Source organism: Psychroserpens sp. AS72 (assembly GCF_038900375.1).
In the GTDB taxonomy this organism is placed as follows: Bacteria; Bacteroidota; Bacteroidia; order Flavobacteriales; family Flavobacteriaceae; genus Psychroserpens.
The window spans coordinates 552,001-573,376 of sequence record NZ_JBBMRC010000002.1 but is presented as its reverse complement, the minus strand read 5'-3'; the positions used below and the strand labels follow the sequence as shown (position 1 = coordinate 573,376).

Annotated in this window: 21 protein-coding genes; 14 read left to right on the top strand and 7 right to left on the bottom strand. The window is 32.7% G+C overall.

The genetic code is table 11. The features are described 5' to 3' along the window. Nucleotides 1–65 precede the first annotated feature (65 nt). Entirely contained in the window at nucleotides 66–1,400 is a 1,335-nt protein-coding gene (locus WNY78_RS06095) for a dihydrolipoamide acetyltransferase family protein (RefSeq protein WP_342872303.1), read from the top strand. 112 nt (nucleotides 1,401–1,512) lie between these two features. On the opposite strand, the gene WNY78_RS06090 is transcribed toward WNY78_RS06095, so the two are convergent. Then, complete coding sequence (locus tag WNY78_RS06090) at nucleotides 1,513–2,088, bottom strand: hypothetical protein (RefSeq protein ID WP_342872302.1); 576 nt, start codon at nucleotides 2,086–2,088, stop codon at nucleotides 1,513–1,515. 131 nt (nucleotides 2,089–2,219) lie between these two features. Here WNY78_RS06090 and WNY78_RS06085 point away from each other — a divergent pair, with 131 nt between their 5' ends. From WNY78_RS06085 to WNY78_RS06035, 11 genes are all read left to right on the top strand, one after another. After that, nucleotides 2,220–2,996 (top strand): 3'-5' exonuclease, encoded by a 777-nt coding sequence (locus tag WNY78_RS06085; RefSeq protein WP_342872301.1) that lies wholly within the window; start codon nucleotides 2,220–2,222, stop codon nucleotides 2,994–2,996. Nucleotides 2,997–3,079: 83 nt separating this feature from the next. After that, nucleotides 3,080–3,691: a fumarylacetoacetate hydrolase family protein gene (locus WNY78_RS06080; RefSeq protein WP_342872300.1), complete on the top strand. Its 612-nt coding sequence runs from the start codon at nucleotides 3,080–3,082 to the stop codon at nucleotides 3,689–3,691. Then, nucleotides 3,691–4,032 (top strand): Hpt domain-containing protein, encoded by a 342-nt coding sequence (locus WNY78_RS06075; protein ID WP_342872299.1) that lies wholly within the window; start codon nucleotides 3,691–3,693, stop codon nucleotides 4,030–4,032. Before WNY78_RS06080 ends, WNY78_RS06075 begins: the two co-directional genes overlap by 1 nt. After that, complete coding sequence (locus WNY78_RS06070; protein ID WP_342872298.1) at nucleotides 4,032–5,279, top strand: competence/damage-inducible protein A; 1,248 nt, start codon at nucleotides 4,032–4,034, stop codon at nucleotides 5,277–5,279. Before WNY78_RS06075 ends, WNY78_RS06070 begins: the two co-directional genes overlap by 1 nt. A gap of 115 nt (nucleotides 5,280–5,394) precedes the next feature. Next, nucleotides 5,395–5,631, top strand: coding sequence for a 50S ribosomal protein L28 (gene rpmB / locus WNY78_RS06065; RefSeq protein ID WP_040281104.1), 237 nt, complete (start codon nucleotides 5,395–5,397; stop codon nucleotides 5,629–5,631). 27 nt (nucleotides 5,632–5,658) lie between these two features. Next, nucleotides 5,659–5,841 (top strand): 50S ribosomal protein L33, encoded by a 183-nt coding sequence (gene rpmG, locus WNY78_RS06060; RefSeq protein WP_342872297.1) that lies wholly within the window; start codon nucleotides 5,659–5,661, stop codon nucleotides 5,839–5,841. Between the two features lie 49 nt (nucleotides 5,842–5,890). Further along, the gene (locus WNY78_RS06055; protein WP_008271041.1) at nucleotides 5,891–6,043 is read left to right on the top strand and encodes a DUF4295 domain-containing protein; all 153 of its coding nucleotides are present in this window, start codon (nucleotides 5,891–5,893) and stop codon (nucleotides 6,041–6,043) included. Nucleotides 6,044–6,244: 201 nt separating this feature from the next. Continuing rightward, entirely contained in the window at nucleotides 6,245–7,219 is a 975-nt protein-coding gene (gene ftsY / locus WNY78_RS06050) for a signal recognition particle-docking protein FtsY (RefSeq protein ID WP_342872296.1), read from the top strand. Between the two features lie 11 nt (nucleotides 7,220–7,230). Continuing rightward, the gene (locus WNY78_RS06045) at nucleotides 7,231–7,563 is read left to right on the top strand and encodes a hypothetical protein (protein WP_342872295.1); all 333 of its coding nucleotides are present in this window, start codon (nucleotides 7,231–7,233) and stop codon (nucleotides 7,561–7,563) included. Further along, a complete protein-coding gene (locus WNY78_RS06040) occupies nucleotides 7,556–7,981 on the top strand; it encodes an SRPBCC domain-containing protein (protein ID WP_342872294.1) in 426 nt (141 codons plus the stop codon). The genes WNY78_RS06045 and WNY78_RS06040 overlap by 8 nt, the downstream gene beginning before the upstream one ends. 31 nt (nucleotides 7,982–8,012) lie before the next feature. Beyond that, on the top strand, nucleotides 8,013–9,668 hold the full coding sequence (locus WNY78_RS06035) for an amidase family protein (protein WP_342872293.1): 1,656 nt from the start codon (nucleotides 8,013–8,015) through the stop codon (nucleotides 9,666–9,668). Here WNY78_RS06035 and WNY78_RS06030 read toward each other — a convergent pair. Then, nucleotides 9,665–10,729 (bottom strand): serine hydrolase, encoded by a 1,065-nt coding sequence (locus WNY78_RS06030; RefSeq protein ID WP_342872292.1) that lies wholly within the window; start codon nucleotides 10,727–10,729, stop codon nucleotides 9,665–9,667. The two genes, WNY78_RS06035 and WNY78_RS06030, sit on opposite strands and share 4 nt — an antisense overlap. A gap of 476 nt (nucleotides 10,730–11,205) precedes the next feature. Here WNY78_RS06030 and rimO point away from each other — a divergent pair, with 476 nt between their 5' ends. Then, nucleotides 11,206–12,510: a 30S ribosomal protein S12 methylthiotransferase RimO gene (gene rimO / locus WNY78_RS06025; RefSeq protein ID WP_342872291.1), complete on the top strand. Its 1,305-nt coding sequence runs from the start codon at nucleotides 11,206–11,208 to the stop codon at nucleotides 12,508–12,510. A 129-nt stretch (nucleotides 12,511–12,639) separates the two neighbouring features. Here the strand turns inward: rimO and WNY78_RS06020 are convergent, their stop codons facing one another. From WNY78_RS06020 to WNY78_RS06000, 5 genes are all read right to left on the bottom strand, one after another. Then, entirely contained in the window at nucleotides 12,640–13,482 is an 843-nt protein-coding gene (locus WNY78_RS06020; protein ID WP_342872290.1) for a hypothetical protein, read from the bottom strand. Between the two features lie 1,132 nt (nucleotides 13,483–14,614). Further along, entirely contained in the window at nucleotides 14,615–15,418 is an 804-nt protein-coding gene (locus tag WNY78_RS06015; RefSeq protein ID WP_342872289.1) for a hypothetical protein, read from the bottom strand. A 139-nt stretch (nucleotides 15,419–15,557) separates the two neighbouring features. After that, nucleotides 15,558–16,019: a GNAT family N-acetyltransferase gene (locus WNY78_RS06010; RefSeq protein ID WP_342872288.1), complete on the bottom strand. Its 462-nt coding sequence runs from the start codon at nucleotides 16,017–16,019 to the stop codon at nucleotides 15,558–15,560. Between the two features lie 163 nt (nucleotides 16,020–16,182). Beyond that, complete coding sequence (locus WNY78_RS06005) at nucleotides 16,183–16,929, bottom strand: alpha/beta fold hydrolase (RefSeq protein ID WP_342872287.1); 747 nt, start codon at nucleotides 16,927–16,929, stop codon at nucleotides 16,183–16,185. A 176-nt stretch (nucleotides 16,930–17,105) separates the two neighbouring features. Then, nucleotides 17,106–19,598 carry a M14 family metallopeptidase gene (locus tag WNY78_RS06000; RefSeq protein ID WP_342872286.1) on the bottom strand — a complete coding sequence of 831 codons (2,493 nt, stop codon included), beginning with the start codon at nucleotides 19,596–19,598 and terminating at the stop codon, nucleotides 17,106–17,108. Nucleotides 19,599–19,719: 121 nt separating this feature from the next. Between WNY78_RS06000 and bshC the strand changes: the two genes are divergently transcribed. Further along, on the top strand, nucleotides 19,720–21,321 hold the full coding sequence (gene bshC / locus WNY78_RS05995; protein WP_342872285.1) for a bacillithiol biosynthesis cysteine-adding enzyme BshC: 1,602 nt from the start codon (nucleotides 19,720–19,722) through the stop codon (nucleotides 21,319–21,321). Nucleotides 21,322–21,376 lie beyond the last annotated feature (55 nt).

The following is a 21,376-nucleotide window of genomic DNA, read 5'->3' as shown; positions in this document are numbered from 1 at the left end:
CAAATGTGTTGTTTTTTAATTAATTTTGCAATCAACTAACAAAATACACACGCTAGATTACAGATATGGCAAAATTTGAACTAAAGCTTCCTAAAATGGGAGAGAGTGTTGCAGAAGCAACAATAACATCTTGGTTGAAGAATGTTGGTGATACTATTGAAGCAGATGAGGCAGTTTTTGAAATTGCAACAGATAAAGTAGATAGTGAAGTACCAAGTGAAGTAGATGGTGTTTTGATTGAAAAATTGTTTGAGGTTGATGATCTCGTTCAAGTAGGTCAAACTATTGCTGTCATAGAAATTGCTGGAGAAGCAGGAGGTTCAGTAGAAACTCCAAAAGCAGAACCAGCAAAAGAAGTTGCAGAGCCTATTGCTGTTGCTGAGGTTGCTCAAACAGTCGTAGCAGCAAAAGAAACTACAGCACCTGTTGTAAGTTCAGGAGATCGTTTTTACTCACCATTAGTTAGAAACATCGCAAAGCAAGAGGGAATTTCTCAAGCAGAATTAGATGGTATTTCAGGAACAGGAAAAGATGGTCGTGTCACTAAAAATGACATACTTGCATTTGTAGAAAATCGAGGATCTCAACCAGCTTCTGCAAAAGAAGTAGCTCAAGAAACTCCAAAGTCTCAACCAGCTCCAACTAAAGCTGTAGAGAAGAAAATAGAGTCAGCTCCTGTGGTCGCAACTGGAGACGATGAGATTATAGAAATGACTAGAATGGGCAAATTAATTGCACATCATATGGTTGAGTCTGTTCAAACAGCTGCTCATGTTCAAAGTTTTATTGAAGCAGATGTGACTAAAATATGGAATTGGAGAAAAAAGGTCAAAGATGAATTCTTTAAGAGAGAAGGTGAGAACTTAACGTTCACTCCAATCTTTATGGAAGCAGTTGCAAAAGCATTACGTGATTTCCCAATGATGAATATTTCATTACAAGGTGATACAGTAATTAAGAAAAAACATATCAATTTAGGTATGGCAGCAGCTTTAGGAGATGGTAATTTAATTGTGCCAGTGATTAAAGATGCAGATCAATTAAACTTAGTTGGGATGACCAAAAAAGTTAATGATTTGGCTGCTCGTGCAAGAGATAATAAATTAAAACCAGACGATATTGCTGGAGGAACATATACAGTTACAAATGTTGGTACCTTCGGAAGTATTATGGGAACACCAATTATTAATCAACCACAAGTTGGAATTCTAGCTTTAGGTGCTATTAGAAAAGTGCCTGCAGTTGTTGAAACTCCTGAAGGTGATTTTATAGGCATTCGTTATAGAATGTTCTTATCCCATTCTTATGATCATCGTGTTGTTAATGGTGCGCTTGGCGGACAATTTGTAAAAGCAGTAAAAGATTATTTAGAAGCTTGGGATTCTAATAGAGAAATCTAAATTGAAAATGTCATTCAGAGCAAAGCGAAGAATCTCATTACTATATGAAAAGCAAAAGCACAATCTTTAGGTTGTGCTTTTTTTATATCTATTTTTTTCTTCGGAAATTGTATTACTCAAAATGCGTCTTCAAAATATCAATAAACTCCTGTCGCGTTTTAATTTCAGTATATATGTTGTCCTCAATTTTTAGAACAGGAAAATTAATAGCTTCTATAGATGTTGAGTCGCCAATTTCAGATTTTAAAAGGTCTAATGCTTTAATGTCTGTATCTAGATTAAAATCCTCGTAGCTAAACGCATTATCGCTAAGAATAGTTAAAGCTTCGTCACATAAAGCACAATTAGTATTGGTGAAAATTAAAACGTTTTTATCCAATTTGGCACCAGTAATTTTAACATCAAATTCTTTACTCTTTCTAATGGCTAAATTGGTCGTTACTTCGTTAACAATAAAAGTAGTATCATAAAGACCTTCTTTACCATCTAATAAAATAAGGGTCTTGAGAAGTAGCTTTGAATTGCCAGGAATTTCTTTTAAAATTGGACGTTTACTCGTTCTCCTGTAATCTGTAGTTGTTACTCGCAAAAACACCATATAAGGGATAGAATCTGTGTTTTCTGCAAATAGCTGGAGACGTTTACCTGTTTTCTCTTCTACTAATGTCACATAGGGATTATTACTCATTTGTGAGAAAGAAGTAAGAGGAAGTATGAAACAAAAAATCAACACTAAAATAAAACGCATAATCTTGGGCAATTCTAGGCTAAAATTAATAAAATTTAAGGGTATATTTGTAAAAATATCAATTTATAATAATGCAACTCAACCTCACGAAACCCATCTGTTTTTTTGATTTAGAAACGACAGGAATTAACATCACAAACGATAGAATAGTCGAGATTTCAATCCTTAAAGTATATCCAGACGGAAAGGAGGAAACTTACACTAAACGTGTCAATCCAACCATTCCAATTCCACCAGAAGTGACTTTAGTTCATGGAATTTCAGATGAAGATGTAGCAGATGCACCAACCTTTAAAGACATCTCTAAGGAAGTCTATCAATTAATTAAAGATTGTGATTTAGGAGGTTTTAATTCAAATCGATTTGATATTCCTGTATTAGCCGAAGAAATGTTGCGTGCAGATGTAGATTTTGATATGAAAACCACAAAGTCTATTGATGTGCAAACTATTTTTCATAAAATGGAACAGCGCACATTAAGTGCAGCCTATAAATTTTATTGCGACAAAAGCTTAGATAATGCACACAGTGCAGAAGCAGATACCTTAGCAACATATGAAGTGCTTAAAGCGCAATTAGATAGATATGAAGACTTAGAGAATGATGCTAACTTTCTGGCAGAATTCAGTTCACGTAAAAAATTCGCAGATTTTGCCGGATTTATTACCTATAATAAAGAAGGTATAGAATGTTTTTCCTTCGGAAAGCATAAGGGTAAGCTAGTTACAGAAGTTTTAGATAAAGAACCTGGTTATTTTGGATGGTTGCTTAATGCAGATTTTCCATTGTACACAAAAAAAGTGTTGACTGCCATTAAATTGAGAGCTTTTAATAATAAACTAAGTTAGTTGTCATTCCTGCGAAGGCAGGAATCCAAAAAAACAAAAGGAGAATTAAATAGATTCCTGCCTTCGCAGGAATGACAAAAAATATGAAACTAATCTGCATAGGTCGAAACTACACAGACCACATTAAAGAGTTAGAAAACGAAAAACCAACAGATCCAGTTGTGTTTTTAAAACCAGATACGTCTATATTATTAAGAAAGCAGCCTTTTTTTATTCCAGATTTTTCTGATGATGTGCATCACGAAGTTGAAGTTTTGGTGAAAATCAATAAAGTAGGAAAGCATATTGATAAAAAATTTGCTCATAAATATTATGATGAGATAGGATTAGGAATTGATTTCACTGCACGAGACTTACAAGCACAATTGAAAGCAAAAGGATTACCATGGGAAAAAGCTAAAGCTTTTGATGGTGCAGCAGTGATAGGTGAGTGGCTCAACAAGAAAAACTTTGAAGATTTAAATAATCTCAATTTTAGTTTAAAAAAGAATGACGAGCTCGTGCAAAACGGAAATACAAGCCTAATGCTCTGGAAAATAGATGAAATTATAGAATATGTGTCAAAATATTTCACTTTAAAGATTGGAGATATTATCTTTACGGGAACTCCTGCAGGAGTTGGCAAAGTTATTGCTAATGATAGACTAAAAGGATTTATAGAAGACAAACAATTGTTTTCAATTACAGTTAAATAATGGAACAATATTACAAATTAAGTAGAGTTAAAGAATTGGCAGATAATGATATGGATTTTATCCAGGCGCTTGCCGAAGCATTTATTGAAGAAGTGCCAGAAGATGCTGAACGACTCAAGAAAGCAGTAGCAACATTAGATTATAAAGAAACGTATCAAGCTGCTCATAAAATGAAACCAACCATAGATTTATTTGAACTTGGCGTTTTACAAGATCTTCTTGTCGTTCAAGATTGGGGGAAATTTGAGAAAGTAGGAGAAGATTGTTCTAGTCAATTAGAATTAGTATTAACTGCTGTAGAAAAAGCTACTACAGAGATTAAAGAAGACTTCAACTTATAATGTTAGCAGAAATTATTACCATTGGTGATGAGATTCTCATTGGTCAAGTCGTTGACACAAATTCAGCATTTATAGCAAAACAACTTAATAAAATTGGTGTTTCAGTGTATCAAATCACATCTGTACAGGATGATCGAACCCATATTTTAAAGGCGTTTGAAGAGGCAGAAGCTAATGCAGATATCGTTATTGTTACAGGAGGCTTAGGTCCAACAAAAGATGATATTACCAAAAAAACTATTACAGATTATTTTGACGATACCTTAAAGGAAGATATTTCCGTTAGAAAAAATATCGAGCATTTATGGAAGGTATTTATTAAGAAACCTGTTACCCAAGTGAATTTAGATCAAGCATTAGTGCCTTCTAAAGCTGATGTCCTTATGAATAGGTATGGCAGTGCTCCAGGGATGTGGTTAGAAAAAAATAATACCATTTTTATTTCGCTTCCAGGTGTTCCATATGAGATGAAAGCATTAATTGACAATGAAGTCATCCCAAAATTACGATCACGTTTTAAATTTCCTTACATTGAACACAAAACGTTTTTAACCTATGGTTTAGGTGAAAGCTCTGTAGCAGAACGTATAGAAAAATTTGAAGACGAATTGCCAGGATTTATCAAATTAGCATACTTACCAAGTTTAGGTCGTGTGCGATTAAGATTGTCGGCAAAAGGTGACGATAAAACAATCATTTCTTCGGAAATGGAGAAGCAAACACAATTACTGCTACCTCAAATAGCAGATATATTTGTTGGTTTTGAAGACGATTTATCTATTGAGGCTGTTATTGGGAAACAGCTCACAAAGCAACAAAAGACAGTTGCAACAGCAGAAAGTTGCACAGGAGGTTTATTAGCAGAACGTTTTACCACAAATACAGGAGCATCAAAATATTTTAAAGGAAGTATTGTAAGTTATACAAAAGAAGCAAAGGTTAATGTGCTTAAAGTTTCCGAAGCTATAATAGATAAACATTCTGTGGTCAGTGGAGAAGTTGCAGAAGCTATGGCGAAAAATGTGTTACAATTATTTAATACAGATTTTGCGATTGCTACAACAGGTAACGCAGGACCAACTAAAGATGATACAGCCGAAGATTTAGGAATTGTATATATTGCAATCGCCACAAAAACGGAGGTTTATTCTGAAAAATTTAGCTTTGGAAATCATCGTGTTAAAGTCATCAACAAAGCAGCAAATAAAGCCTTTGAAATGTTACAGAAAGAAATTTTAAAAAAGTAACAGTTTTAGTTTGCCTGTATTACAAAGTTTTATTAAATTTGCACCCTGTTTAAAAATATCTATAAGAGGTATTAGAGAATAGGCACAGTATAACATCATATAAAGTTAGAAAGAAATGTCAAGAGTTTGTGAACTTACTGGAAAGAAAGCGATGGTTGGAAACAACGTATCTCACGCAATGAATAAAACAAAGCGTAAATTCAACGCTAATTTATTAAAGAAGCGTTTTTATATTCCTGAAGAAGATAAGTGGGTTACTTTAAAAGTAGCTGCTTCAACGTTAAAAACAATCAATAAGATTGGTATTTCTGCTGCATTAAAAGAAGCGAAATCTAAAGGATTTATAAAATAATAGCATCACGCGTTAAATACACGTACAATGGCAAAAAAAGGAAATAGAATACAGGTTATATTAGAATGTACAGAGCACAAAGAGTCTGGGCAACCGGGAACTTCTCGTTACATTACTACAAAAAACAAAAAGAACACGCCAGATAGAATGGAAATTAAGAAATTTAATTCTGTTTTAAAGCGTATGACAGTTCACAAAGAGATTAAATAATAAAAACAATTAGGTTTCCACTTTCGTGGAAATGATAAATAAATTTATCATGGCAAAGAAATCAGTAGCATCATTACAAACAGGATCTAAGAGACTTACAAAAGCAATCAAAATGGTAAAATCTCCAAAAACTGGAGCTTACATGTTTGTGGAGTCAGTAATGGCGCCAGAGTTTGTTAATGATTTTTTAAACAAAAAATAAATTAAACATTTATTGTTTAATTACGAACTGCTTTCATATATGAAAGCAGTTTTTTTATGTCTATATTTGAGAGATAACTGACATATTAGCAGTAATTTTTTAAGGCAAGGAAATTGCTTTGTATGTTGAAGAGATTAGAGTAACTTAATATCTCAATTATATATACTGAACTTGTTTCAGTACAAACAACTTAACAATAGAATGAGTTTTTTTAAAAAAATATTTTCTTCGGAAAAAAAAGAAACCCTAGATAAAGGGTTAGAGAAATCGAAAACAACGTTTTTCTCTAAATTAAATAAGGCAGTAGCAGGTAAATCTAAAGTTGATGATGACGTTTTAGATAATTTAGAAGAAATTTTAGTGTCTAGTGATGTTGGAGTGGATACAACACTTAAAGTTATTAAGCGTATTGAAGAACGTGTTTCTAAAGATAAATATTTAGGAACTTCAGAATTAAACCAAATTTTACGCGAAGAAATAGCAGGATTATTATCTGAAACCAATTCTGGAGAAGATACTGAGTATGTGATTCCTGAATTGCCAAAACAAGCCGATGGTTCAAAAACACCATACGTTCTAATGGTAGTAGGTGTCAATGGTGTTGGTAAAACAACAACTATTGGTAAATTGGCTTATCAGTTTAAAAAGAAAGGACTTAAAGTAGTCCTTGGTGCTGCAGATACATTTAGAGCAGCAGCCATAGATCAATTACAAGTTTGGGCAGATCGTGTTGATGTACCAATGATACGACAAGACATGGGAAGTGATCCAGCAAGTGTCGCTTTTGATGCCTTACAATCTGGAGTTAACCAAAATGCAGATGTGATTATTATTGATACAGCTGGACGTTTACACAATAAGATTAACTTAATGAATGAGTTAACTAAAGTAAAACGTGTGATGCAAAAAGTAATTGGTGATGCGCCTCATGATGTATTGTTAGTTTTAGATGGTTCTACAGGTCAAAATGCATTTGAACAAGCCAAACAATTTACTGCAGCTACAGAAGTGACAACATTAGCAGTTACCAAACTTGATGGTACTGCAAAAGGTGGTGTAGTGATTGGTATTAGTGACCAATTTCAAATTCCGGTAAAATATATTGGAGTAGGTGAAGGAATTGAAGATTTACAGGTTTTTAATAAATATGAGTTTGTAGATAGTTTCTTTAAATAGCATACTAAAAATTGAATAACGAGAAGACTTTAAAAGTACTTTCAACTGTGACTTTTGGCTTTGCGCTTATTCGAGTGTTATACTATTTAATAAATACTGTTTCTAATATTATTAACACTTTTGATAATCCATTAATTCCAAAGTATCTATGGAAATTTGCTGTTTTTCCACAGTTTATTCTTGTCATAGTATTTACAATAATAGGTGGTTATTGTTATTTAAGCTTTAAAAAAGAACGTTACAATTCGTTTTTGATTTGGGCACTTTTTATCTATTCAATTTTATTTATCTTTATAGGAAGTTATGTTTATGAATTCATAAATCGTTTCAACCCTTATGCATAATATCTATTTCGACTTCTATATTGATGCCTCTAAACAACAGGTGTATGAAGCATTCTGTTTGCCTAAACATTTAGATAATTGGTGGACCTTGAAATCTTCAGGGCAACCTGAACTTGGCACGACCTATAACCTCAATTTTACCGACGATTATAATTGGTTTGCAGAAGTTTCTAAAGTAAAAACAAATGAATACTTCTATCTCAAAATAACTAATGCAGATAGTGATTGGAATCCAACTACATTCGGAATCACTTTAGAGGAAGACAATGACAAAACCTTATTCAAGTTCTCACATATCAATTGGCCAGAGAATAATCATGAATTTAGAAATTCTTCATTTTGCTGGTCACAATTATTGTTAGGTTTTAAAAATTATATCGAAAAAGGAACAATCATTCCTTTTGAAAATCGCAGTTGATTTTTCCGTATTTTTATTAAAAATACAAGTTATGCGATATCTAATTCTATTTTGCTTTGTTTTATGTGTTGTAAGCTGCAAACCTTCCGAAGAAAAAAACTCAAAAGAAAACAGTACTAAAGAGCGTGAGGCAACTGAAGATTTAAGCGCAATCTCTACAAAAGATTTTAGAGCGTTTAAAGTCTTAGACTCTAAACATCTTTCCAAAGTTGAAATTTGGGAAACTATTAGTCCTCAAATGGAAGACTTTAAAGAAGCTGATTTCAACCGTTTCAAACCGTTGATTTTAGATCAAGACATCCCAACAATTCAACAACATATCAATGCACGTAAATTATCTTACGAGCAACTTACCAAATTTTATTTATATCGCATTAGACAATTTGATCGCGAAAATGAGCTGTCTTTAAATTCGGTCATCGCTTTAAATCCAAATGTTATCGTTGAGGCAAAACAAAAAGACAGAGCATTACTTAATAAAATGATGAAGCACCCAGTTTTTGGGATGCCAATACTTCTAAAGGATAATATTAACACTTCAGAAATGCCAACAACTGCAGGAGCAGTAGCATTAAAAGATAATATCACAGACGATGCTTTTATTGTTGAACGCTTAAAAGATAGAGGTGCTTTAATTTTAGGAAAGGCTAATTTAAGCGAATGGGCTTATTTTTTCTGTGGTGATTGCCCAAGTGGCTATTCTGCAATTGGTGGGCAAACCTTAAATCCGTACGGTCGTAAAACTATAGATACAGGAGGTTCTAGTTCTGGTAGTGCTGTTGCTGTAGCAGCCAATTTTTGTGTGGCAGCTATTGGTAGTGAAACTTCAGGATCTATTTTATCACCAGCGAGTCAAAATTCTACTGTAGGATTAAAACCTACTATTGGTTTAGTGAGTCGTAGTGGGATTGTGCCAATTTCTTCTACTTTGGATACTGCAGGACCAATCACTAAAAATGTAACGGATAATGCGATTCTTTTAGATGTTTTAAGAGGTGAAGATCCATCAGATTCAAAGTCTATTTTTGACCCTCCAGTTCGATATTATACAGCAGGAAGTTTTAAAAAAGCGACTCTATATAACAAACGATTTGGCGCTTTTAAAAGTTTGATGGAAGATGAATTGTATGCCAATGCACTAAACATTTTGATTTCTCAAGGTGCAGAAATTGTAGAAATTGAAGCTCAAGATATAAATCTTCCAGGCTTTCTCAGATTATTAAATCTAGATATGAAAACCGATTTAGTAAGCTATTTGGATACCTACGGAAATTCTAAACTAGGCTACACATCTATTGAAGATATCATGGCATTTAATAAAAAAGACAGTTTGAATTTTATGCCTTACGGACAAAAATTATTCCAAGGTATTGCTGATGATTCTGCTACTGATGAGGAGTTTTCTAAAATCAAAGCGACTTTAAAAACTAACGGAAAACGTTTCTTTGACGAACCAATGACAACACATAACTTAGATGGTATTTTATCCATTAATAATTATCACGCAGGTTTTGCTGCAGTTGCAGAATATCCAGCAATTACAATTCCTATGGGTTATACAGAAACTGGTGAGCCAAAAGGATTAACGTTTATTAGTTCACGTTTAAGAGAAAAGCAATTACTAGAATGGGCTTATGTTTATGAGCAAGCATCTAAAATGCGAGTTGCTCCTAAATCATACAATTAATTAATAAGCAAATTAATCTTTTCCCAAAGCTCATTATCAAAATTTGAAAGCGCAAAGTTTGAACCATCTGCTGCTTCTCCCATTCTAATAACGACTAATTTTTTACTAGGTACGATATAGATTTTTTGATCGTTTTTTCCCAACGCACAATACATATCACTTGGTGCATTTGAAATGAGTTCACCATCAAATTCAAATTGCGATTGTGGTAAATGGTAACTAGATTTTCCATTGAGCCACCATAAATAACCGTAAGCTTGGTTAATAGATTGAGATGTGTTTGTGGCTTGATTCAAGAAATTTTGAGATACAATTTGAGTGTCTTCCCATGAGCCGTTGGCAAATGTTAGTAGTCCAAAACGTGCCATACTTCTCGTTGTGCTCCAATAGACATTTGTACTTTCAAACGGAATCCAAGCTCCTGACATTCCAATTCTATCTTTGAGTTTGGTATTAAAATAGGTGTTCCAAGTTTGATTGCTTGCGCTAGAAATAACATCTTGTAATTTTAAAAACACACCATGATAAGCCCAACGATCTCCTGCGTCTGCGATGTATTGAAGGTTTTCTACGGAAATATCATCTGAAGTATCATCTAATCCAGATGTCATGGATAGCAGATGTTTATTCGTAATAAGATTTTCTTTTTCTAAAGGAATACTCGTCCATCCTGTACCAATATAATCTGATACTTTATCATTTATATCTAAAATGCCTTCGTCTTGAGCAATTCCTGTAACTGTTGTTGTTAAGGTTTTTCCTGCACTTGCCCAATACCAAGATGATGATTCTGCGTGACCATTCATATAAGATTCTACGACGATTTTTCCGTTGTGGAGCATGATGAATCCTTTGGTGTTCTTAATTTCGAGATAGTCTAAGAGTGGTTGTAATTCAGTGACATTCCATCCTATTTCAGACATGGATTTAGTGTCCCACGTTTCCGAAGTAAGTGGAGGAAAATATATGGCCTCTTGTTCAATATAAGGCTGTGTGTCTTCCGAAGAACAACTAAAAAATAGAATACTACTAATGAAAAGTATTAAACTTGAAGATTTCATGGTATTGATTTTATACTAAGACTATTAAAGATAAAAAAGGTTTAAACCTGATTTGACTAAGATTTAATTTTCAGAACCTTAAGAAGAGGTGAGATTTGAAGAATAAAATTATTATGATATCTAGATATCGTAAAAATATTATACGATAAGATTGCTTTTTCTTATGGTTTCTAAAAGATTTGACTGATTTTTTCCAATTACATACTAATACTTATTTCTTTTTTAATGTGTTCGTGATCATTCTTTGTCGGTTTATTGATATAATTTTCAAGTTAACGAGTTAGTCTTTCAGAATTATAATTGCTAATTGAATAAAAATTCGTTCCAACTGAAAACAAATACTAGGTCAGAATCAGGTTTTAACAGTTTATCACAAATCATTACGTATCTTTGCATGCTCAAAATTGTAACAGCGTAGTTATGTGTTTTGAAATTGGATATTAATTAAAAGTTTTCCGTTTTTACGGAAAGAAATCATGAGAACAAAATCACTTAAGAAAAACAGAATCAACGTTGTAACACTAGGATGTAGCAAAAATGTGTACGATAGCGAAGTGTTGATGGGACAATTAAAAGCCAGTGGAAAGGATGTTGTTCATGAAGAAGAAGGAAATGTCGTAGTGATTAACACCTGTGGCTTTATCAATAATGCCAAGGAAGAAAGTGTGAATACTATACTTGAATTCATGCAAAAAAAGGAAGCAGGAGAGGTTGATAAAGTGTTTGTAACAGGATGTTTAAGTGAACGTTATAAGCCAGATTTGCAAAAGGAAATTCCAAATGTAGACGAGTATTTTGGGACTACAGAGTTGCCTCAATTATTAAAAGCTTTAGGTGCAGATTATAAGCATGAACTCATTGGTGAACGTTTAACAACAACACCAAAAAATTATGCGTATTTAAAAATTGCTGAAGGTTGTGATAGACCATGTAGTTTTTGTGCCATCCCAATTATGCGAGGGAAACATAGAAGTACACCTATTGAAAATCTTGTTACCGAAGCTGAAAAATTAGCAGCCAATGGAGTTAAAGAATTAATTTTAATTGCTCAAGATTTAACATACTACGGATTAGATATATACAAAAAACGTAATCTTGCCGAATTACTTGAGCACTTAGTTAAGGTAGAAGGTATTGAGTGGATTAGATTGCATTATGCATTTCCAACGGGTTTCCCAATGGATGTGTTAGATATTATGAAGCGCGAGCCTAAAATTTGTAACTATTTAGATATTCCGTTGCAGCATATTAGTGATTCTATATTAAAAAGTATGCGTCGTGGGACAACGCAAGAGAAAACCACAAAGTTGCTTAAAGACTTTAGAGAAAGAGTGCCAGAAATGACCATTAGAACAACATTAATTGTTGGTTATCCTGGAGAAACCGAAGACGATTTTCAAACTTTAAAACAATGGGTTAAAGACATGCGTTTTGAGCGTATGGGTTGTTTTACTTATTCTCACGAAGAAAATACACATGCCTATAATCTTGAAGATGATGTACCTGAAGAGGTAAAAATGGATCGTGCTAACCAGATTATGGAAATTCAATCTCAAATTTCTTTTGAGTTGAATCAGCAAAAAATCGGACAAACATTTAAAGTGGTTATCGACAGAAAAGAAGGTAATTATTTTGTTGGTCGTACAGAATTTGATTCGCCAGACGTTGATAACGAAGTTTTAATTGATGCTACAGCAACCTATTTAAAAACAGGGGAATTTGCAACAGTAAAAGTTACAGAAGCAGAAGACTTTGATTTGTATGCTGAGGTTGTGAGTTAAGAAGGGGTTTTTTGACTAGTTCGTTTAACGGTTTTTTTATGTTTGATTGCGATATGAAGTACGTAATTTAGTAAACATAGAACCAAGCAATTAATTATACACGTTTTTGTGTATATGTTGTGTTATAAGTTAAATAAAATTTCTACGTAATTTTCTATTTAATTTATTCTCAAGTATTGAAAGGACTTCTTCTTCAAGAACACTGCCATGAACCTCAAAATCTATAGGTAATTCTTGTGTATTCATATTTAAAAGCCTAAACGGATTTAAGTTTTCATCTTTTGTATAATTAAGTAAATGTTTTGCGATACCATCATGACTAGTAACGATACCTATGAAGTGACCATTAAAAAACATACAAGTGTCGACTATGTTAACATTTAATGAGTTGTTCCTATCCATCAACATCAAAGGTAAATGATTAAATGATCCAAACTTGCAGTCTTTTGTGGATCGAGCGATGAAGAAATGGAATTCACTTGGTATTACTTTACCTTCTAAAAATTGAGACCAACATTCCGTGCGTTGAAATTCTATTTTTTCTTTAATTTGAAGGAAATTAGGTAATTTACTAGAAATCATTGAGCTTTGATCTGAATATGCACGATCTATAAGACAGTACTTCAAATACATCCATTTTCTTATACTTAATTCTGAATTCGTCGAAATAGTTTCCTTTTTTTTAATGTAGATAGAATGAAATGCTTTTTTCATATCATTCTCTATTTGACTCATCCATGTGTTATTGCAATTCTCACAAACCACTTTTGTGGTTTTGGTCATGGAATTACCTACATTAGAAAATTGTCCTTTTTCTTCGATTACCTCATTGTTTGAGTCACGCTTAGTAATAGTATGGTCATCTCTAATGAGCATACTTTTTTTGCTAGGAGGATAATATTCCGTCCACCATTTTCCCCAGAGATGCTCTTTACTTACCTTTTTACAATTACAGAATATACAATTAGCCATTATATTATGTTCTTAACAATTAACCACAATGATCCGTGAATATAAAAGCGTTTCAATGTTTTATATTCTACGTTAAACGAAGTTAGCTTTTTAAAAATACAAAATCAAGAAGACAACATGTAGATAGTCAGAATTTTATCACAAAATGTTAATACTGTATTTAGTAATAATTTCAACTTGCATTAGAATGGTGTGAGTTTCTATAATTTAATTACTCTTGTAGAAGGCTTTGATTTGTATGCTGAGGTTGTGAGTTAAGAGGCGTTTTTTTTTAGTTCGTAACGTTTATGTATAAGGATAGTTGCGGGTTTGTATGCGAGGATTTTCCGAAGGAAAATCAGATGTTACAAAAGTGCACGGACTCTTGATTAAGCACTAAACTAAGCATTGTTTTTATACGGTGTTGCCATTTCGTTGTTTTTTTAGTTCAAATTATTTCTATAAATTCCGATTTTCGATTTTCAGCGTTTGAGTAAATTTAGTCGGCATTTTATTCCGTAATATTTTTCAATTCCGTTTGAGTAAGCAATTCCGAAACTTTCTAAATTCCGCAATTAATCCAGTTTTTGGTTTTCAGTTCAGATAATTAAAATGATATAAGAAATGCCCTTATTCTATAACCCCAAATCGTCATAATAGTAATTTCAATTATTTGAAGTAGTATAATGAAAAATATAATCCTATAAAATGTATTTTCTTTTTTCCAAATTAGTATTGATACCACTATTATTTGAAGAATTCCGAATATTATATTTAAAGCATAAATAGCAATATCACCACCTGATACACTCATATGGCTATAAAAAATATAACAAAACATTAAAAATGAAACCAAACAATTTATTAGAATCCATTTATTTAATTTGTTCATATATTATTTATTGAGTTTGAGTGCGTTCCGCAATGAATGGCAATGATTCGTGAATATACAAGCGTTTCAATGTTTTATATTCCACGTTAAACGAAGTTAGCTTTTTAAAAATTTAAAATCAAGAAGATAACATGTGGATAGTCAGAATTTTATCACAAAATGTTAATACTTTATTTAGTGACAATTTCAATTTGCATTAAAATGGTGTGAATTTCTAGAATTTAAATAAGTACAGAAGATATATTTAAGATGTTTATGTGCCTAACAACCATCTCTAAGTCCAAATGTAAACACGAATTCATAATCCATTTTTTCGCCTTGAGCGTTTTCTGCAGGTGTCCATTCACCAGGAATGTTTTTGATGAGTTCCTTGAGTTTTTGATCAATAGATGCATAACCTGTTGTCATGGCATCATGTTTTACATGTGCAATTGTACCTTCTTTAGTCACTATAAAAGAGAGTTTAATGGCTCCAAGATTATCACCTTTAATTACGTTCATACTTTCTTTACTGTTCTCTTTAAGGTAATTGATTAACGCTTCATGACCATCATTATAAGTGGCTTGCTTATCTGGTACAACAGTGATGTGAGGACCAAAAAAACGTTCTTCCATTTTACCATTTTCCTTATTTTTTTCCTTGAATTGGGTTTTAATCGTAAAATGGCTAAAGTAATCTGTAGATCTCAATATGTTTAGTTGTTCATCAGTGAGTTGGTCACTATCTCCATAAGCTTGGATGTCACTTTGTTGGTTGTTTTTGATGATAACTAACTTAACCGAATTGATATGTGCTATTTGTTCTTTTTCTCCAGCATTTAGAAAATCATAAATTGTGGTGGCTTTATGAATATCAGATTTTTTTATAGGCGAAAACCGAGCATCAACACCATAATACAAATCTGGAATTTTATTGGTGTTAACAAGTTCCATATTGGAGTTAACCAATGCAAGATCATCAGGAGCTGGTTCTTCTGTTTGGTTGTTTTTACAATTTGAAAAACAAAAGATTAATAGTATTAATATTGTTATTTTTCCGAAGTATATAATTGCATCTTTTTTCATAATAGTTTTGTTTTGAGATTGACTATCGTAAATATAAGTTTGATTGTAAGCTGTGTAGCTATTAGAAATGTAAAAAAAGTGTCAAATTAGTGTCAATCCTTTTAGGTATGGTTGTTTTAAGAAGGAATAAAATACTAGCTTAATTCAATTCTCTTACAAAAAAGACCGTATCTAATGGATTATTCAAGAAATTATCGGGTAGTTTTTCTTCGGAAATTCTAACAAACCCATTGTTGCTGTAAAACAATTGAGCGGCTTTAAACTGAGTCATAGTGCCTAGATAAATTTTAGGAATGTGATTGTCCTTACACCAATTAATAGCGGTTTCTAATAGCGATTTTGAAACGCCTAGAGATTTACCACGATACTCTTTTTTGAGCATCATTTTTTTTAAAATTGCAAAATCATTTTCTATGTTGAGCACTCCAATGGTTCCAATAACGTCATCACCATTTAAAGCAACCCAATAAGCATCAGGAATATTTGGTGTCGCTTTTGAAGGTTTAGAAAATATATCATGGTCAAACTCCATAGCGATGTTGTTCATCATGATTTCAATTCCATTTTGATGTGCGTTTTTGTATGGAATAATTTTGATCATAAGTAAGGGGTTTGAGTTTTAGGATTTCCGCAGAAAAAATCAAATAAATACTGTTACTGTTAGCTTTGAGTATGTACTAATTTAGCAAAATTAAATGAAATAGAGACTCTATAAACTCTTGTGATTATAACGATTCTCAAGTTGACTAGTGCAAGTAGTTAATTTAAGACATCCAATCTTTTACAATTGGCCATATTTCTTTTCTTGAGTTTTTAGATTTTAAAATCCGACTGTGATTATAGTTTTCTAAATTTCCATTCTCTTTAGAACAGAATAGTAAAATGTTCTTCTCGTTTTCAAATGCGTTTAAAAATTGTTCACAACCTTCTTTTGGAGCTATAAATCGATCTCCTTTAGCGCAAATTGATAATATGGGAATCTTAATTTGATTCATTTTTTTTAAATAGTCAAAACCATGTTCTCCAATAAAATTCTTTTTTAGATTCCAATCAAACCACTGTTTCATGGTGTGGTAGCTTTCGCTATGTTCTGTTGAGTCAGCAGTTTTTGAAGGGACTTTTCCTAACAATGCAGTTACGTATTTGCTTGCCAAAATTTTTATTCTATTACTTAATTTCGCTCCAGCTCCAAAAGCTTGTACTCCAAAAAAAGTAATGCTATTAATTTTTTCTATGTAATTAGGATTGTTTATTAAAAACATTGTTAAAATGATTCCGCCACCACTATGAGTCAAACAATCGATGTTTTTTATATTCTGAATTTTAAAAAGGAAATCAAATGTTGATTTGAGGTCAAACTTGGCAATAGTCTCAAAATTAAACTTCTGTTTGGTTTTTGAGCTTTTTCCGTGATTTCTCCATTCCATTATCCAACACGTAAATCCCTTTTCGGTTAAATAAGATGCAATTCCGTCACATATTTTTCTGTTTGAAAAAGTCCCGTGAGTCAAAAAAATATGCTTGTCTAATATTGTTTCAGAGTTTAATTTCCAAAGCGCAATGGTTTGCTTGTCATCTGTTTTTATATGATAAAGTGCTTCTTTCAGGATTTGTTTTTTAAATTATTGTACAAGAATATATGAAGTTATAACTTATAATTTCAGAAGAACAGATGTAAAGACCAATCTTATAACTCAACCAAATTATTATTTACAAAAAAGATAGAATTCACAAAAAACAGTTTTCCGTTTTCCCAAAAACTTCTAAACATCACATTATCTACCATATAAATAATGCTTCCGCTTCCCATACGTTGCTCGCCAAAAATTAAAGAATTATCTAATTTTTTAAGTGCTTGTTGTCCAGCATATCCAGATACGTTTTTAGGATTGTCACCAAGATAAGCAACGTTATAACCGTTTTCTAAAAGACTGTACGATGAACTTCCTAGTTTTAAAGTAAAATAGTGATCGTCATAGCCAAAAGCCATTGGATGTGTATTATCAACATCAGTTTTAAAAACAGCACCTGTAATTAAGTTTTTAGTATTATCACGTTCTCTATCTGCATATTTAATGGTCTTATTTTGTTTTTCTTCTTGAGTTGAATCAGCCACATTACGTTTTAACCCAAAACCTTCCTTACCAGCAAAACTGTTTAAAGCACCATCTATAGCGATGAGTTTTCCGCCAGCTTGAATCCAAGTTTTAATTTTCTCTGTTAGATTTTCATTTAAAAAACCTCCATAATAGCCATTTGGCATAATGAGTACGTTGTATTTAGATAAATTGGTGCGAGATAAATTCTCTGTATTTATAGACGTCACAGGATAGTGAAGCTGTTGTTCAAAAAAGTGCCACAATGCTCCATAACTCAAAGACGACGTATAATCTCCAGAGAGCATTGCGATTTTTGGCGGATTTACCAATTTAATATCTGGCGACCCAAAATCTGGTCCTGAGGTGGAGAAGCCAGAGAGAATGGCTTTTGGTGCTCTATTGTGTTTTGAAGCAGTTTTGGATATTTTATTATCAAAATCTTCTATTTTATTATTATCACCTCTCACAATAATCAATGAGCCTCTTTTGTAAGTTTTGTCTTGAGCGATAAATGGTTTTTCAGTAAAACGGACTTTAATGTTTTGCTTTAAAAGATCTGCTAGAAACTGAGCGTCCATCATATTATCCCATTCTAAAACATATGCAGTTGCATTAGTGTCAGGTAGCTCTATTAAGTATCCTGAGAATGTTTTATTAACCATAGTTATAATGCTTTTGCTAGCAATCGCATCTAACCCATAAGCATAAGGCAAAGACCAGGCAGTAATATCATAAGTCAAAGAGTCACTCAATTTGGTATTAGGTTCAAATAGTACTTTGACCATTTTTCCTTTAGGTTGGTTGGTGCTCACCACCAAATCTTTTTGTGTTGTGTTTAATTGACCTTGTTTAGAAGATGAATAGTTAAAACCAGTTACTTTTCCGCCTTGAGCATAACCATAAGTAATCTCATGTTGATCTAATAGTTGCGTTAAGCTTTTAATTTTGTCTTGATCTCCATGTAAAACATAACTCTTATATAAAAGCTTCGAGTTATCAAAATACTTACCAAACTCTGTGTTTAATTGCTTTGCATTTTTAGAAGAAATTTCTACCGTAGATAATCCTGAAACTGTATGATGTGTTAATCTGTCAACTAAAGTTAATTCATCACCTTCGTCATTTAAAATCCCTAAACCTGCACGTCCATGACCACCTTGCTCATACGTCATACCAATGGCACCCATATAGGTTGGGTACGTATCACCATAACTTGGATACAATAAATCAAAACGCTCACGAGTGAAATATAGCCAACCTTCGGCATCAAAATATTTGGCGTGGTTTTTTCCAATTTGTGTTTGGAAATCCCGTTGCCAATCGCTAATAATTTCATGAAATGGCTCGGCAGCTGGAGCAAAATAATAAGGTTCATTAATCCCTTGCTCATGAAAATCGACATGAATATGAGGCATCCATTTGTTATACACTTTTAATCGTGCTTGCGTTTCTACTTGAGTTGCCCAAGCCCAATCTCTATTTAAATCAAATAGATAATGGTTTGGTCTTCCTCCAGGCCAAGGTTCGCTATGTTCACTAGCTTGTTGGTCAATATCATAAGGCACATTCGCAGTTTCATTATACCAATTGACATAACGATCACGACCATCTGGATTTATACAAGGATCAATAATTACAACCGTATTTTTTAAATAGGCTGCATTCTCAGTGAGCAATTTAAAAATGGTTAACATAGACGCTTCTGTACTCGATGCTTCATTTCCATGCACATTATAACTCAACCACACAATCGCAATATCATTTGTAGTTGATGTGCCTTCTAGAATTCCAGCATTTTTGAGATTGTTTTCTCGTATTTGCTCAAGGTTTTTCATGTTCTCTTCGGAAGAAATATAAGCCAACATTAATGGTCGTCTTTCATTTGTTTCTCCATATTGTTCTAATTTTACTTGCTGCGGAAATTGGCTTTCTACATGCTCAAAATAATCAACAACCTGATGATGTCTAGAGAATTTTGTGCCTATGTCATAACCTAAAAAAGTAGAAGGTGATTGTAGGTTTTGAGCAAAAATTGAGACAGAACATAAAAACGTGAAGATGAAAGTAAATGACTTATTCATAAATGAAAATCGGTATTAATTGATATTTAGTAAATATATTAAAGACCTTATCAATTAACTAAAATTTAGGACTCAAAAAAAGTTTAGTACATTATCTTTACCAAAGAATTGAATTGAAACTATGCCAACACACTATATTCCGTTTAGAGAAACCAACTATTTCTCTTCTTTAATTTGCGATTATCTAGATGAAAATTCCGATTTGAAATCATTTTATAATCGGTTTCCAAAGCTTGAAAATTTTAAAGCTCAAATAGAAGAGAAGCAACGTTCTTATTCTTCGGAAACGAGAAAAGTGTTAGTTCAGTCATTAAAAAACCAATATGCTTCAGTTGAAATTTCCGAAGCAACTCAACATAATATTGATTTATTAGGCAACGATTCTACATTTACAATTACGACAGGTCACCAACTTAATTTGTTTACAGGACCTCTTTATTTTTTCTATAAAATCATTTCTACCATTAATTTGTGTACACAGTTAAAAGCTGAATATCCAAATCAAGATTTTGTGCCAATCTATTGGATGGCAACCGAAGATCACGATTTTGAAGAGATTAATTATTTTAATTTCCGCGGACAAAAAGTACAATGGAATCGTGAAGCCTCTGGAGCAGTAGGTGAATTGGATCTTAATGGATTAGACCAAGTTTTTGAAGCTTTTGCGAGTCAGTTAAATTCTACAACAAATGCACACCACATAAAACAATTATTCAAAGACGCCTATTTAGAACATCAAAATCTAACAGACGCAATGCGTTATTTGGTTAATGAATTGTTCAAGGAGTACGGTTTAGTCATTGTTGATGGAAATGATATCGATTTAAAACGTTTGTTTTTACCTTATGTAGAAGACGAGTTGGTCAATCAAACGTCTTTTGATAAAGTATCTCAAGCCAATGAAAAGCTTAATGCGTTAGACGGAAATTATAAAATTCAAGTTAATCCGAGAGAAATCAATTTGTTCTACATCACAAAAGATGTAAGAGAACGCATTGTGGAAACCAACGGAATTTACAAAGTTCTAAACACTAATATTTCCTGGAGCAAGAGTGAGATAATAAATGAAGTCAATGACTTTCCGCAGAGGTTTTCACCAAATGTGATTATGAGACCTTTATATCAAGAAGTGATTTTGCCAAACCTCTGTTATATTGGAGGAGGAGGTGAGTTGGCCTATTGGTTGCAACTCAAATCTAATTTTGAAGCGCAAAAAGTGACGTTTCCTATGTTGTTGTTACGAAATTCTGTAGTGATAATGACAGATAAGCAACAGGAGAAACTTGAAAAGTTAGACGTTTCAGTAACCGATTTATTTTTAAAACAGAATGCGTTACGAACTAAGGTGACCAAACAAGTTTCTGAAGTAAACATCGATTTTTCGTCACAAAAAGCGCATTTAATACAACAATTTAAAGATTTGTATACAATTGCAGAGCAAACCGATCAATCCTTTATTGGTGCTGTGAAAGCTCAAGAAATGAAACAAATCAACGGACTGGAACATTTGGAGAGCAGATTGCTCAAAGCACAAAAGCGAAAACTAAGCGATTATTTAAAGCGTGTGACAGCTTTGCAAGATGAGTTGTTTCCACGTCAAAGTTTACAAGAACGCAATATGAATTTCTCTGAGTTTTATTTAGAGTATGGTAATGTGCTTATCCCTAAGTTGATAGAAAATTTAGAGCCTTTAAAAGGTGAGTTTTTAGTGTTAACTGTTTAAATTCAGTATTTAGTATTCAGTATTTCTAATTTAAGTAAAAGCGCTAATTATTTGT